This window comes from Xanthomonas sp. BRIP62411 (genome assembly GCF_003993525.1).
GTDB classification, from domain to species: Bacteria; Pseudomonadota; Gammaproteobacteria; order Xanthomonadales; family Xanthomonadaceae; genus Xanthomonas; species Xanthomonas euroxanthea.
In genome coordinates this window covers 1-12,816 of sequence record NZ_QEZI01000010.1, presented here as the reverse complement: position 1 = coordinate 12,816, position 12,816 = coordinate 1, and the positions used below count along the sequence as shown (strand labels likewise).

Below are 12,816 nucleotides of genomic sequence, written 5' to 3'. Positions count from 1 at the left end.
TTATCTCAAAGTTTGCTGATCGAGATATAACTTAGGTGTGACTGGTCTTCCGTCAGACCAAAGATGACCTTAGTGCCTTTAACTGTCATCTCCCAATAGGCCCTGGAATCTCGCGCATCTGGACGAGGTGGGTAAGGAATAGCGTCTACCCAGGGAGACTCCATAAAACCCGGACCAGGTGGCGAGAAATCGATAACCAACTTCCCACGCGATGGATCATCTGTTGCACTAATGAACTCAACATGCTGCACCTTTTCACCTGCCAGCACGCCTTGCTCGCTTACCCGAAGCTCTCTTTCTCCGTCTAAGTGCCGTGGTCCAAATTGAGCTTGGAGCTGAGTACTGACGGCGGCGACATCCTGGAAGTCTGTTGCGATCAAACGATCGACGTCTTGTTTAAGGCGCTCCGTCACGTCTTTGCTCCTGGTTTCAGCGGAGGGCTTTGCAGCCGCTATGGCTAACTGATCGCGTGGAGTGCTCGGGGCACATCCCGCATGAAGGGTGCATAGTGCCAGCAGCGCACTCGCTAACAACGTTGCCCGGGGTGAGTCACTACGTCCGTTGTTGCCTTGCCTGCCAAGCGATTCCCCAAGGTGAAGGGCCATCTCTCTGGTCCTGCGCTAAGAGTGTCGCTGAAATCTAACACGTCAATGATCTTGGATCAGGCATAGGCAGCAATCACCGCAAGTCGTTCTTGGACCGCACGATTGACGAACCGCGCACCGACTGAACATGAATGCGGCAGGCGGCCCTAAGCGACACGCGATAGGTCACTTTGCCGGCGTTCCCACCGGCGGCAACACCTCCATCAACAGCTGCCCCGCGCTGGCGGTGATGCGCAGCTTGGTGCCGATGGCAAAGCCCAGTTGTTCCAGCCATAGGCCGCTGAGGCGGACATGGGGCACGTGCTGGTCGCCGGCATGGTCATGGGCGCCGGGGTAATGGGTGTAGCTGACGGTGCATTGGCGTGGGCGGCGGGCGCGGCGGGGTGCGCGTAGCGTGCCGGGTCCTTGCGGGGAGGCGTCCGGGTCGGGCGGCAGCATCGGTGGCAGCTTGGTGCGGTCGGGTTCCACAACGACCCACTGCACGCGCTTGGGCGGCGTGGGGCGCGCACGCGTGCGGGTGGGCCGTGTGCTGGCAGATGCCGTGGGTGGACGGCGGCGTGTCATGGCGCCTCCGGGTGGTGGTTGGTGGATGCGGCGACGCGCTGCTGCAACGCCACGGCCTTGCGTGCGAACCGGCGGCGCGAGGTGTGCGGTAACACATCGAGCTGGCGACTCAGCGGATGCGCGGGATGGGCGCTCGCCTGCTCAACACCTGCGAGTGCGACGCGCCGGCGCAGTACCTCGCCTACATCCCAACGCAGGCGGTGAGCGGAAGCTGGCGACAGATCAACCGGCACAAATGCCGGCGTGGATGGTGCGGTAGACATGGCAACGCCCTCCTGGAACAACCCAAGAACCGCCGCCAACGGCGACGGGATGTCGGGAGGTTCGAAACCGCACACAGCCGGCGGGCGTATTTCCCTTGCGGGTGTTGTATTAGCCGCCCTCCCGACGCAGGCATCGCGTCGGCTTGTACCTGCAGGATGCAGGCACAAAAAACCCACCGGTTTGACGGAGGTGGGTACCGCTGTGTGAGGAGTTTCGACGCTCCTTGTTGGAGAGCTTGCATCTGGCAAAGAAAGCTTGTCAACTACTAAAACAAGCGGCCAAGAAAGAAGCTTTGAACTGGCTCCACATCTTCGAGCATCAACTTGCTAACCTGGTGCGCAGCGAGGATGACCATGACCCATGCCGTTTTCACTGCGTCCGAGAGTTCTGCATATGACGACAGGATTGAGGAGCGCTATCACTTCCCTTCAACCTACCTTCGCGCGGTCAACGCAGCGCTTGGCGATCTGATTATTTACTACGAACCGAGACGGACCTCTGGCCCTCACAGAGCCACTGGACGCAGCGCGTATTTTGCTTGCGCACGGTTGCTCTCAGTCGATCCAGACCCGATGCACCAAGATTACTTCTATGCGCGGCTGGGGGAGTTCATAGAATTTGATCGTGCAGTTCCATTCTCTCAGAACGGCCACTACTACGAAGCGATGCTGAAGAAGGAAGATGGGTCAACAAACAAGGGGGCATTCGGAAGGTCCGTACGCGGCATCAGCCCCGAAGAGTTCGATGCAATTGTCAGGCTAGGCATGTCCGCCCCGATCGAATCGTGGGAGCGTCAGAACTCTGCTATCGACTCCATAGGGCACCGGATCAGTGAGCACGAAGCCCCTATCTATGCAGAGAGAAGCGTTGTGCAACGACTGACAAACAGAACATTCCGAGATGTGGCCTTTCGCAGACATGTCAGGATTGCCTACGAGAACACTTGCTCGGTCACCGGCCTGAGGCTAATCAACGGAGGCGGCAGGCCAGAAGTGCAGGCTGCACATATTCGCCCTGTGGAAGCGAATGGCCCGGACACGGTGCGTAACGGCATCGCGCTCACAGGAACTGCCCACTGGCTCTTCGACCGTGGCTTGATTTCCATCTCTCCAACCTACGACATCCTCGTATCGCCACACGGAGTTCCCGATGAACTGGACAGGCTGATCGTTAGGGATCGTCGCCTCATCCTTCCCAAGGTTTCAGAACTGCGCCCGCACCAGGCCTACCTGGAGTGGCACAGGCAAAATCGCTTCAAAGTCTAGGGATCTCCGAGGGACTGTATTCCCTGCAGTCGGCGGAAATCGATAGATATTGGCCGAAATTTCTAGCCCCCAATTTCCAACCACTCTGCAGCTCGACCAGCATCTTTCAGCTGATCGCCGTTGATCAAACAGGTAATTGCGCCGATGGCAGCCAATGCAACGTAGACCCAAGCTACGACTGCGAACTGCTGAGCCAATTTTCCAGTCACAATCCAGTAGGCCAGAAAAAGTCCTGGGCAGCCCAGCAAGAAATACCCCACATTCAGCATCAGCACCTTGCGCTTTCGAGTGATCGCACTGATATTCTTTGGATTACGCCAATGTACCTGCGATGTCGCCACGTCGAACGTAAAAAGGCCCCATCCGTCCGAGACGTCAAGTAGTGCTCTACCAGGATTCTGACTAACCATCAGCTTACGAATCAAAATTGTAGGCAGATATTTCCCGAACAGATGACGAACACTTACACATAGCCATAGGTCGCTGCGCCCCTCTATATCCTTGAACGCATCGAGAAAATCTTTTCGGTCTGCGCTCCGCGATCGGTGCAGACTGAACCCACCCTTCACTAGGATGCTTCCTAGCACAATGATTATAATCGGAACGGCTAACGATAGACCACCAGCCTGTATTAATTGCTTGATTACTGCATCCATTTCCTCAAAACCCCTATCAAGGATCCAGCTGTATCCCCCATCACGAAGAAGCCCGTGAGCACTTTACGCTAAACAGTCATCTGACGCTCCCAACAAGAAATCCCGTCACACATTATAAAAACCCTACTTGGCAGGCGGGCGCTTAATTCTCTCGTATATATCCATTGATTCAACATCAATAAGATCCAGATTTTTCACCTTAAAACCTACGTAGAGACCACTCTCATCCTTCCCCTTTGTTACCAACGGAACACCGTACACAAAGACTACACAAGGTTCACCGCTTGACGCGAATCGCATCAGACGCTTTGCGTGTAACTTTTTCATCTCTGAAGCCTGTAAATCACTCCTCCAAATCATTAGCGAAGGACGAACTTTTCGTGGCAATTTAGTCCCAGGCAGAACGGACTCAATTGCGTCACGAAATTTAATTCTAAACCCCTTCTCTTCTTCCGCGATAGAAGCGCCCCCCCAATAAACTCGGTCCTTTCCACTAAGCTGGGGACGCTTAGAAAAAATACACTCGAACATCTCCTTGTAGGTGATAGCTTGATTAGCACCGACCCGGATCGTCTGGTCTGCGTCTACTCCGGCGGTCCTTGCTTTATTCCATCGTGAGACAAGCGCTGCCACTGAGTAGAAATCTGTACGTCTACTGCGAAGTCCACCACTTCCGCCCCCAACACCATGACCTCGTAGTCCGCCGGTTCCACCAGAAATTGCAGTTTTGGCTTTAAAGTGATCTGCAGGACGACTCATGAGAAATCGGTCCGGTGCCGGCGAACCCGCGTCCGCTTTTCGTCCCTTCCCAACTCCCGACCCCACAATTTTTTCGACATCCCCCTCAAATGGGCAGCCAGCTGTGTGAGTATCGTAGCCACGCTGGACACGATAGTGCGGCTGTTGTTTGAGTTCCAGCTCAGGCGTGTCTAAATTCGCGCAGGTGTAGCGTGCTGAACAGGCCTCGCCTGGGCAGCAAAATGCTCGCTTATCAGTGATGATATCCGCCCAATAGAGCTCGTAAGCCCGTTCCGCGTTGATGATGTCGTTAAATTCTTCGCTGTAAGCTAATTCCGTTCTCATCTGATTCCCTTCAGGCGTATCGTATGCCATAACGGCATATGGCTCCCCACATAACAAGAAGAATTACAATTAGTTTAAAATTTGATGTATATCTCATTTTTAATTATCCATATTCCATCGCTTACAACTAATGAGCTGCAGCGTAATAAAGGCCTCCACCCACCCCCGGAATCTAAACCCAACTGCTATTCAGGGCAAGTGAACCTTGCCGATTTTTACGAGAGTTAGGACCGCTCATTGGCCACGCGACCGAGCGCCGTCGATTGACAACTGAATCTGCCCCCGTTGCTTGGATGGTGCTTGCGGATCTAAACTTCGGTAGACCTTCGAACCTGATTCATTTACTAGCCGTCAATCAACTAAACGACCGGAGAGTTGCAGTACCAGTTGTCTGCCGCAAGAGCAGTATAGAGCGCTGCCTGCCACGAATTGGGGCAGTTAGCCGTATATCCTTTCGCCTGCCGCTGCAGCAATATCCTAATCTGGTTAAAATCACCAGATGCTCTCAAATCTGCGTATATCTCGCGAACAGATGCCAGTTCACTTGCGGCCTCAATTCCATAGCGCTCCGCGAGTCGGTGCGAACTAAAGTGCGCACCCACTCGCTGCTGCATATTCATTGGCCAGCTTGAAGGCGGCTTTACGTAGAATTCTACTGTAATTGCTTTTGACCGAACAACATGGCCATAAACCCAGTTAACCTGAAAATATGTGGGATCATCAAAGTACGGGTGAAGCGTTTGGCTGAACTTAGTCGCAGCATACTCTTTACCCTTCCTGGATTGACAGTCCTTGCAACAAGGAACCAAGTTACATACAGCAACAGAGAACTGAGGAAACCTGGATTTTGGAAGATAGTGATCTAAGGTAGTAGCTTGGCCAAGGCTGCAGTACGGGCACTTCTTGTGCGGGGGAGAGAGCAATATTCTGTCATAATGAAAGCGGGCCTGCTTTGCCAAGCCTACCATCTGAACCTCATAAAGATCCTTAAGATCTCTTCTTGTCAAAGCCCCCCTTACAATATCATCCAATTTCGTTTTTTGGCCTTGAATCTGATAGATCGCCGACCGCCTCGCAAGATGCTCATAAATGATAGCCTCGCCCTGCATCATTGACATAGCCGAATTATAGTCCGCCAGTTTCACAGGATTTCCCACACCACCCACGCAGCTAGCGTACACGGTTGTGAATGACTCGCTATACATTTGGACTTGACGCATTACACATTACCTCCATCCCTAGAGCTAATCATCGACATCAAAATGGCCTGACCTTCTATAGCGACCTTGCCGTCGTACTCAGCCATCAGCTCATCAAACCCTTTGCCGCTTGCGACTGAAGTTGCGAGCATCGAGTGGAAGCCAGACTTCGATACCTCGAACTTGAATACTTCTCTCGTGAGAACACCTAAATTTCCACCAAACGTCTCGATTGCTGGTCGATCGGCAGAGCTCACCAGTCTCGAACGCGACAATATCCATGCGCAGTTTTGTGGCACTTCTTGAAGCAGTACTGGGGAGTGGGTGGCAACGATGGCTACCGCGTTCTCCGTCGTAAGTAAATGAGAAAGCGCTCGCACGAAGGCTGACAGCAAGGGAGGATGAAGGTGGCTCTCTGGCTCGTCGATTAGAACGAGCGTCTTTTCTTCCACTGATTCAATTAGCTTTGTCAGTGTGAGCAACACGATGGCGTGACCGGAACTCATTAAATACATGAAGAGCGATGTAATCGCTTCAGGAGTCTGGTTTCTTGCTTCAAACAGTCGAGAAAGTCCCATCTCGGCAAAGTTCGGGTCCGACTCTAAAATTGATATACACTCTAACCATTGAGACCTCTTTTTACTCTGACTTGAACAAACGAGGAGGCTTCGGTGAAAATCACTAGCGAGGACCTGCATTCCTTTAGGCGGCGCGCTAACCCCGGGCACAGAGTTGTCTTTTAGACCGATATAAGAATAACGCACCCCTCCTTCCCGATCGGTTCTATTGGGCGGCGGATTGAAAGGGTCGAATGCACTAAACGATACAGAGATAACGCCACTAAAGTATTTCTCACCAATTATCTGCGGCTGATAATAATCTCGATGCTCAATAAAGCAACCTGTAGCAGGTACGTTCTCGGCGCCTCTTAAGGCAGCCCCAATCATTCCATTGAGAATTTTGGTCTTGCCGACACCATTCCTTCCGATTAGCACATGAATGTTCGATGGAGGCTTTGATTCAGGAGAGACTTTGAACCTAAGACGAACTTCAGAGAGCTGATCACTTAATTCCCGGGAAAACTCGAAGTCAAAAGATGTCAGCGCAGGAAGACCCCTGGCAATTCTAGCGAATTGTTGTTCGATCACGGATTCGCTGACCGTTCGTGTCAATGAGTCAATGAAAACCTTCTCACCATATGCAACTGAACGCCTTGCAGGCATGACCGCCAAGTCGCCCAAGCTCTCTAGCCATGCTCTCTCATACCCTTGGATAGCTATAAGATTACTGTAGTACTCGGTACTCTGACCGATAGAGAAGTATTCGACAGGAAGAGTCGTAAATTTCTGAGGAATACTGTCGGCAGTCCGTCCAGACTGCTGACCGGCAAAGCCAATCTTTACTTCCCCAATCTCGGTTTTTTTACCTTCTTGATCATGGTAGACAAGATGAAACATTGTCTTGTATGAATAATCGTCCCAGTTATCCTCTCTGAGGGTAAAGCACGACCTCATACCTGATGGATTGTATAAGTCTTTGGCGATTTTGCAAAAGTGCATCTCCATACGCTGCCAACTTCCTGTGCTGTGGCTCAAATAGATATGGTTCGAATGGCAGAGGATAAACCATATGTACTGCAGAGGGCCATTGACTAAACAACCACTTCGCATAAAGCGTGAAATCTATTAATAATTGGGCGCTAACGGGGTCAGGTTTACTTCCTAAGTAAATTGCAGGCTACGGCATCAGCTCTCGTGAGGCCTCCCTCGATAGCAGCACCAAACACCCGGCTGCGAGTCTTGTGCCATGGCCAGACTTGCACGCATCGACCTCGTCGGCGTCCCGCAGCACATCGCGCAGCGGGCTAACAGCCCGCCTGCCGTGCTTTCTGGATGATGACGACCGATTGCGCTATCTGCACCTGCTGCATGAGGCCCTACAGGCCATGGGCTGCCAGCTGCATGCCTATGTATTGATGGACAACTATGAGCACTTGCTAATCTTGCCACCTGCAGCGGGACGGATCGGGCAATTGATGCAACGGCTTGGGCGCAACTACGTCTCGCTGCTCAATGGCCGCCACGGGCGCACCGGTACGCTATGGGAGGGACGCTACAAAGCCTGCCTCGTGGACAGTGATGACTACGTGCTTCGCTGCTACCGCTACATCGAGCTCAACCGGTGCGCGCTAGCCTGACCGACGATCCGGCGTCATATCGTTGGTCTAGCTGTCCGGCCAATCTAGGCCAGCGCGGGCACTCCGCGTTGACGCCACATCCCTGCTGGCTTGCGCTTGGCAACGACCCGACTGAGCGATCCAACGCCTACCGCGCTCTGCTCGATGAAGCCCTGTCGGACGATCTGTTCGCCAGCATATTTACAGCAGCAGCGAGCCCTGGGCCACGACGCCTTCCGCGCGGTGGTCGAAGCCAAGACCCGCCGCTTTGCGGGCGTTAGGCCCGCGCATCGGCCACGCAAGCCGAGCGCCGTCGATTGATAACTGAACCTGACCCCATTCTAAACAAGTCAACCCACTTATTTACTTACTTTCACCATCCCCACTTAAGCCGATCATAAAGTGCAGCAAGCTTCCTAAAGCTACTGGCATAGCTAGAGATCGAGTAGTCCATTTTTGCTCGGTTGGATATTAAGAAGCCCCTTAACTTCTCAAGCTCAACTTTATCAGCAGGAAGGAATGGAATGTAAGCTGCCGCATTCTCGGGGGTTGCCCCGTCCAATATCTCATCGATAGATGAAGACTTGAAATTTCTTCTGTATGAGGCGGCGTAATTAGACGACCTGAAATCCTTCACAGGTCGAATGACCCATTTATCCAGATCGTACCCGCTCTTTTTGTAATCAGCCAGATTACGAATACCAGAATCATTTAAATATTTAAAAACAGGAATGTTTTTACTATTCCTGCCAGCTACGCGAATAACTTGAGCAAGAATTTGCTTCGAGTCGTATACCTTCCCGTTATCGAGCAAATCCGTGATTAGGTCTTGTGCATCAATAGTCGAATAGCCAACTTCTGATAATTCCTTTGATGCAACACCAACCCCCACCAGAAACTCTATGTCCTTTGATTTGGTTAGTTCGTCCATCCCTACCACACACAATTTTTTCTCAGGATTTCCGGACTTCACAATCTCATACATCTGCTCTTTGCAGAGACGCAGTACTCGAGCGGGAATCTTTCTCTTTGTTGAGTCTAGCGCCCGATATATTTCCGTAAAATCATCAGTGGTTACCAATACAATGGGAATCTGAACACCATCGACTGTGAAATAAGTATCCGATATGGAGTCCGCCGCTTCACCAGAATTGCGCTGAACAAATATCAAGTTTCGGCGAAGTTTCTCAACCTGTTCCTTTCCGATACAAAGTGAAATAGACTTCAGGAGGCCCTTGATATTCTCGTCTGACAAAGAGTACCCAATGAACACAACGGGATGCTCAACAAATACTGTTATCAGCTTTGCGGCAAGGTAGACATTCCTTTCCGCAAAAAGGTCGTAATCCTCGGACGTAAGGACTAATGACTTAGCGTCGTTGCATCCGCCGTGTATCTTGTATATTTCCCCAATCTCCTGGGGATTTGCAAAAAGCAGTTCATTCTGACCAACGTACACCCTGTAGTCAGGAAAAACCTGCTCCAAAAACATATCCCAGTTTGTCGTGATTACGCCATCAACGTTCAAGCCAGAAAGGAGTTCCACCTCATGAGCGTATTGCGAATGAAGTGCGACGCTCTGATCCAAAGTACGCATGTACTCACATATCTCAATGCGCAGAGCGGATGACTCGTGATTCACAACTTGGCCGTGCTTTGCGCGACTAGCTGCAAACTCCGGCAGGGCCCACCAACGCTCATTGAAGTCTCTTGCAAGAAGCTTCGCCGCGTGGGGATAGCTTCCATTTGCAGAAGCAAGGAAGTATTCGAAAGGACGCTCAGCCGAGCAAAATCTCTGCAACAGCCCCTTCCAATCCTCAAGGCCGAGGTATCGTCGTGAGAAGCCAGACCCAATGAATAGAAAGGGCCCCGACTGACGAGATTGAAAAATATGTACGAGCTGTTGACTGATAGTTTCCATGCCATCTTCTCTTAAAAGAAAGGCGGCCTTCAGGCCGCCTTTTTGCTAGCTCAAAAATCAAACCCCTACAGGATTCGCCTTCTCAGGATCGATCTTGTACTGCTTGATCGCGCGGGCCACATCCTTGCCGGTCATCTTGCCATCCTTCGCCAGCGCGGCAATGGCCGCATGCGCGATGTAGTAACGGTCGACCTCGAAGAACCGGCGCAGGTTGGCACGCGTATCAGAACGACCGAACCCATCCGTGCCGAGCACGGTGTAGGTCATCGGGACGAAGGCGCGGATCTGGTCGGCAAAGGCGCGTACGTAGTCGGTTGCGGCGATGGCCGGGCCCTGGCGGCCTTCCAGCAGCTGGGTAACGTAGGGTTTGCGCTGTTCGGCCTCCGGGTGCAGGCGGTTCCAGCGCTCTACGGCGTAGCCGTCGCGGCGCACTTCGTTGAGGCTGGGGCAGGACCAGATGTCGGCGGTGACGCCGAAGTCCTTGTCCAGCAGCTCGGCCGCGGCAATGGCTTCGCGCAGGATGGTGCCGCTGCCCAGCAGCTGCACGCGCAGCTCGCCCTTCTTGGGCTTGCCAGCGTCCTTGAGCAGGTACATGCCCTTGATGATGCCCTCGGCTGCGCCGTCCGGCATGCCGGGGTGGGCGTAGTTCTCGTTCATCAGGGTGATGTAGTAGTACTCGTCGATCTGGTCTTCCATCATCGCCTTCATGCCGTGCTGCATGATGACGGTGACTTCGAAGCCGAAGGTCGGGTCGTAGCTACGCACGTTCGGGATGGAGCCGGCGATGACCTGGCTGAAGCCGTCTTCGTGCTGCAGGCCTTCGCCGTTGAGCGTGGTGCGGCCGGCGGTGCCGCCGAGCAGGAAGCCACGCGTGCGCATGTCCGCTGCCTGCCAGGCGATGTCGCCCACGCGCTGGAAGCCGAACATGGAGTAGTAGATGTAGAACGGCAGCATCGGCACGTCGGACACCGAGTAGCTGGTGCCGGCGGCCATCCACGAGGCGATGGCGCCCGGCTCGCTGATGCCCTGCTGCAGCACCTGGCCGGTCTGGTCTTCGCGGTAGTACATCAGCTGGTCGGCATCGACCGGCTTGTACTTCTGGCCGAACGGGGCATAGATGCCGATCTGGCGGAACATGCCTTCCATACCGAAGGTGCGCGCCTCATCGGCCACGATCGGCACGATGCGCGGGCCCAGTTCCTTGTCGCGCAGGGCGATGTTGAGGCTCTGCACGAAGGACATGGTGGTGGAATAGCTGCGCTCGCCGCTGTCCTTGAGCAGGCGCTCGAACTTGTCGAGCGTGGGCGCGACGAAGGACTTGCTGGCCTTGGGACGGCGCGACGGCAGGAAGCCGCCCAGCACGTTGCGGCGTTCTTTCAGGTACTGCACTTCCGGGGAATCTTCGCCGGGGTGGTAGAACGGCACCTGGCCGTCTTCCAGCTGGGCGTCGGTCACCGGGATGTTGAAGCGGTCGCGGAAGTGCTTGACCGCCGCGTCGTCCAGCTTCTTGGTCTGGTGGGTGGGGTTGAGCGCCTCACCGGCCGAACCCATGCCGTAGCCCTTGACCGTCTTGGCCAGGATCACGGTGGGCATGCCGGTGGTGTTCACGGCCTGGTGGTAGGCGGCGTACACCTTGTGCGGGTCGTGGCCGCCACGGTTCAGGCGCCAGATGTCGTCGTCGGACAGGCCGGCGACCATGGCCGCGGTCTCCGGGTACTTGCCGAAGAAGTTGGCGCGCGTGTAGGCGCCGCCGAAGGCCTTGCAGTTCTGGTATTCGCCGTCGACGGTTTCCATCATCAGCTTGCGCAGCACACCGTCGGTGTCCTTGGCCAGCAGGGCGTCCCAGTAGCCGCCCCAGAGCAGCTTGATGACGTTCCAGCCGCCGCCACGGAACACGCCTTCCAGCTCCTGGATGATCTTGCCGTTGCCGCGCACCGGGCCGTCCAGGCGCTGCAGGTTGCAGTTGACCACGAAGATCAGGTTGTCCAGGCCTTCGCGTCCGGCCAGCGCGATGGCGCCGAGGGTTTCCGGCTCATCAGACTCACCGTCGCCGATGAAGCACCACACCTTGCGGTCGGACTTCTCGATCAGGCCGCGGTTTTCCAGGTAGCGCATGAACTGCGCCTGGTAGATGGCGGCCAGCGGGCCCAGGCCCATCGACACGGTGGGGGTCTGCCAGAACTCGGGCATCAGCCACGGGTGCGGGTAGGAGGAGATGCCCTGGCCGTCCACTTCCATGCGGAAGTTGTCCAGCTGGGCTTCGCTGATGCGGCCTTCCAGGAAGGCGCGGGCGTAGATGCCCGGGGCGCTGTGGCCCTGGATGAACAGCAGATCGCCCGGGTGCTGGTCGCTGGGCGCGCGCCAGAAGTGGTTGAAGCCCACGTCGTACAGCGTGGCGCTGGAGGCGAACGAGGCAATGTGGCCACCCAGGTCGCCCGGCTTGCGGTTGGCCCGCACGACGGTGGCCATGGCGTTCCAGCGGATGATCGAGCGGATCTTCCACTCCAGCGCGGAGTCGCCGGGGTTCTTGGCCTCGTTGGCCGGTGCGATGGTGTTGACGTACTCGGTGGTGGGCGAGAACGGCAGGTAAGCGCCGGCGCGGCGGGTCTGTTCGACCATGCCTTCCAGCAGCTGATGGGCGCGCTCCGGGCCTTCGACGTCGATGACGGCCTTGATCGATTCGAGCCACTCCTGCGTCTCAAGCGGGTTCGGATCGTTGTGCAGCACTTCGTTCAACCAGTTCATTAGCGCTCCCGGGGGGACACACCCCGCGGGTGTGTCGACATCGTGAATTCGTGAACCCCCAAGTGTACCGCACGCACCTGTTGCCATTCCTCGCTACGGGGGCGTATGGAATGGGACGGTGTCGTGCGTGGGTGAGGTATCGATGCCGGCGGGGGCGAGGATCCGGCGCAGCGGGCGCTGCCGGTGTACGACCAAAGGATAAGGGCCAGCGGCGGGCGGTTGCCGCCGGGTCCGGCGCGGAACGGACCGATGTAGGAGCGCACCTGGGCGCGACGGGGCTTTCCCGGCAACGCCCGTCGCGCCCGGGTGCGCTCCTACGAGGGGCGTGAGGTCTGGGG

The 12,816-nt window shown here is 55.2% G+C and carries 10 protein-coding genes; 2 read left to right on the top strand and 8 right to left on the bottom strand.

The genetic code is table 11. The features are described from left to right. Positions 1-5: 5 nt before the first annotated feature. Together EO139_RS07635 and EO139_RS07630 are read right to left on the bottom strand one after the other, a co-directional pair. Positions 6-413 (bottom strand): hypothetical protein, encoded by a 408-nt coding sequence (locus EO139_RS07635; protein WP_126970062.1) that lies wholly within the window; start codon positions 411-413, stop codon positions 6-8. Between the two features lie 357 nt (positions 414-770). Then, a complete protein-coding gene (locus EO139_RS07630; RefSeq protein ID WP_126970060.1) occupies positions 771-1,169 on the bottom strand; it encodes a SymE family type I addiction module toxin in 399 nt (132 codons plus the stop codon). A gap of 617 nt (positions 1,170-1,786) precedes the next feature. Between EO139_RS07630 and EO139_RS07615 the strand changes: the two genes are divergently transcribed. Next, entirely contained in the window at positions 1,787-2,698 is a 912-nt protein-coding gene (locus EO139_RS07615) for an HNH endonuclease (RefSeq protein ID WP_126970056.1), read from the top strand. Positions 2,699-2,760: 62 nt separating this feature from the next. Here EO139_RS07615 and EO139_RS07610 read toward each other — a convergent pair whose 3' ends face one another. From EO139_RS07610 to EO139_RS07595, 4 genes are all read right to left on the bottom strand, one after another. Next, on the bottom strand, positions 2,761-3,354 hold the full coding sequence (locus EO139_RS07610) for a hypothetical protein (protein WP_126970054.1): 594 nt from the start codon (positions 3,352-3,354) through the stop codon (positions 2,761-2,763). Between the two features lie 123 nt (positions 3,355-3,477). Continuing rightward, entirely contained in the window at positions 3,478-4,467 is a 990-nt protein-coding gene (locus EO139_RS07605; RefSeq protein WP_126970052.1) for a hypothetical protein, read from the bottom strand. A 329-nt stretch (positions 4,468-4,796) separates the two neighbouring features. Next, positions 4,797-5,582 (bottom strand): HNH endonuclease signature motif containing protein, encoded by a 786-nt coding sequence (locus EO139_RS07600; protein WP_126970050.1) that lies wholly within the window; start codon positions 5,580-5,582, stop codon positions 4,797-4,799. A gap of 74 nt (positions 5,583-5,656) precedes the next feature. Beyond that, on the bottom strand, positions 5,657-7,231 hold the full coding sequence (locus EO139_RS07595; protein ID WP_164739773.1) for an AAA family ATPase: 1,575 nt from the start codon (positions 7,229-7,231) through the stop codon (positions 5,657-5,659). A gap of 311 nt (positions 7,232-7,542) precedes the next feature. On the opposite strand from EO139_RS07595, the gene EO139_RS21655 reads away from it, so the two are divergent. Further along, a complete protein-coding gene (locus EO139_RS21655; RefSeq protein WP_241235928.1) occupies positions 7,543-7,833 on the top strand; it encodes a transposase in 291 nt (96 codons plus the stop codon). 352 nt (positions 7,834-8,185) lie between these two features. On the opposite strand, the gene EO139_RS07580 is transcribed toward EO139_RS21655, so the two are convergent. Both EO139_RS07580 and aceE read right to left on the bottom strand, forming a co-directional pair. Continuing rightward, positions 8,186-9,733, bottom strand: a complete 1,548-nt coding sequence (locus EO139_RS07580; RefSeq protein ID WP_126970046.1) for an SIR2 family protein — start codon at positions 9,731-9,733, stop codon at positions 8,186-8,188. A gap of 57 nt (positions 9,734-9,790) precedes the next feature. Beyond that, positions 9,791-12,478 carry a pyruvate dehydrogenase (acetyl-transferring), homodimeric type gene (gene aceE / locus EO139_RS07575; RefSeq protein WP_104585704.1) on the bottom strand — a complete coding sequence of 896 codons (2,688 nt, stop codon included), beginning with the start codon at positions 12,476-12,478 and terminating at the stop codon, positions 9,791-9,793. Positions 12,479-12,816: the final 338 nt, after the last annotated feature.

What these genes read in the sequence shown, in the direction of transcription:
- EO139_RS07630 (WP_126970060.1), bottom strand. Translation starts at nt 1,169, where the DNA reads ATGACACGCCGCCGTCCACCCACGGCATCTGCCAGCACACGGCCCACC.
- EO139_RS07615 (WP_126970056.1), top strand. Translation starts at nt 1,787, where the DNA reads ATGACCCATGCCGTTTTCACTGCGTCCGAGAGTTCTGCATATGACGAC.
- EO139_RS07610 (WP_126970054.1), bottom strand. Translation starts at nt 3,354, where the DNA reads ATGGATGCAGTAATCAAGCAATTAATACAGGCTGGTGGTCTATCGTTA.
- EO139_RS07605 (WP_126970052.1), bottom strand. Translation starts at nt 4,467, where the DNA reads ATGGCATACGATACGCCTGAAGGGAATCAGATGAGAACGGAATTAGCT.
- EO139_RS07580 (WP_126970046.1), bottom strand. Translation starts at nt 9,733, where the DNA reads ATGGAAACTATCAGTCAACAGCTCGTACATATTTTTCAATCTCGTCAG.
- aceE (WP_104585704.1), bottom strand. Translation starts at nt 12,478, where the DNA reads ATGAACTGGTTGAACGAAGTGCTGCACAACGATCCGAACCCGCTTGAG.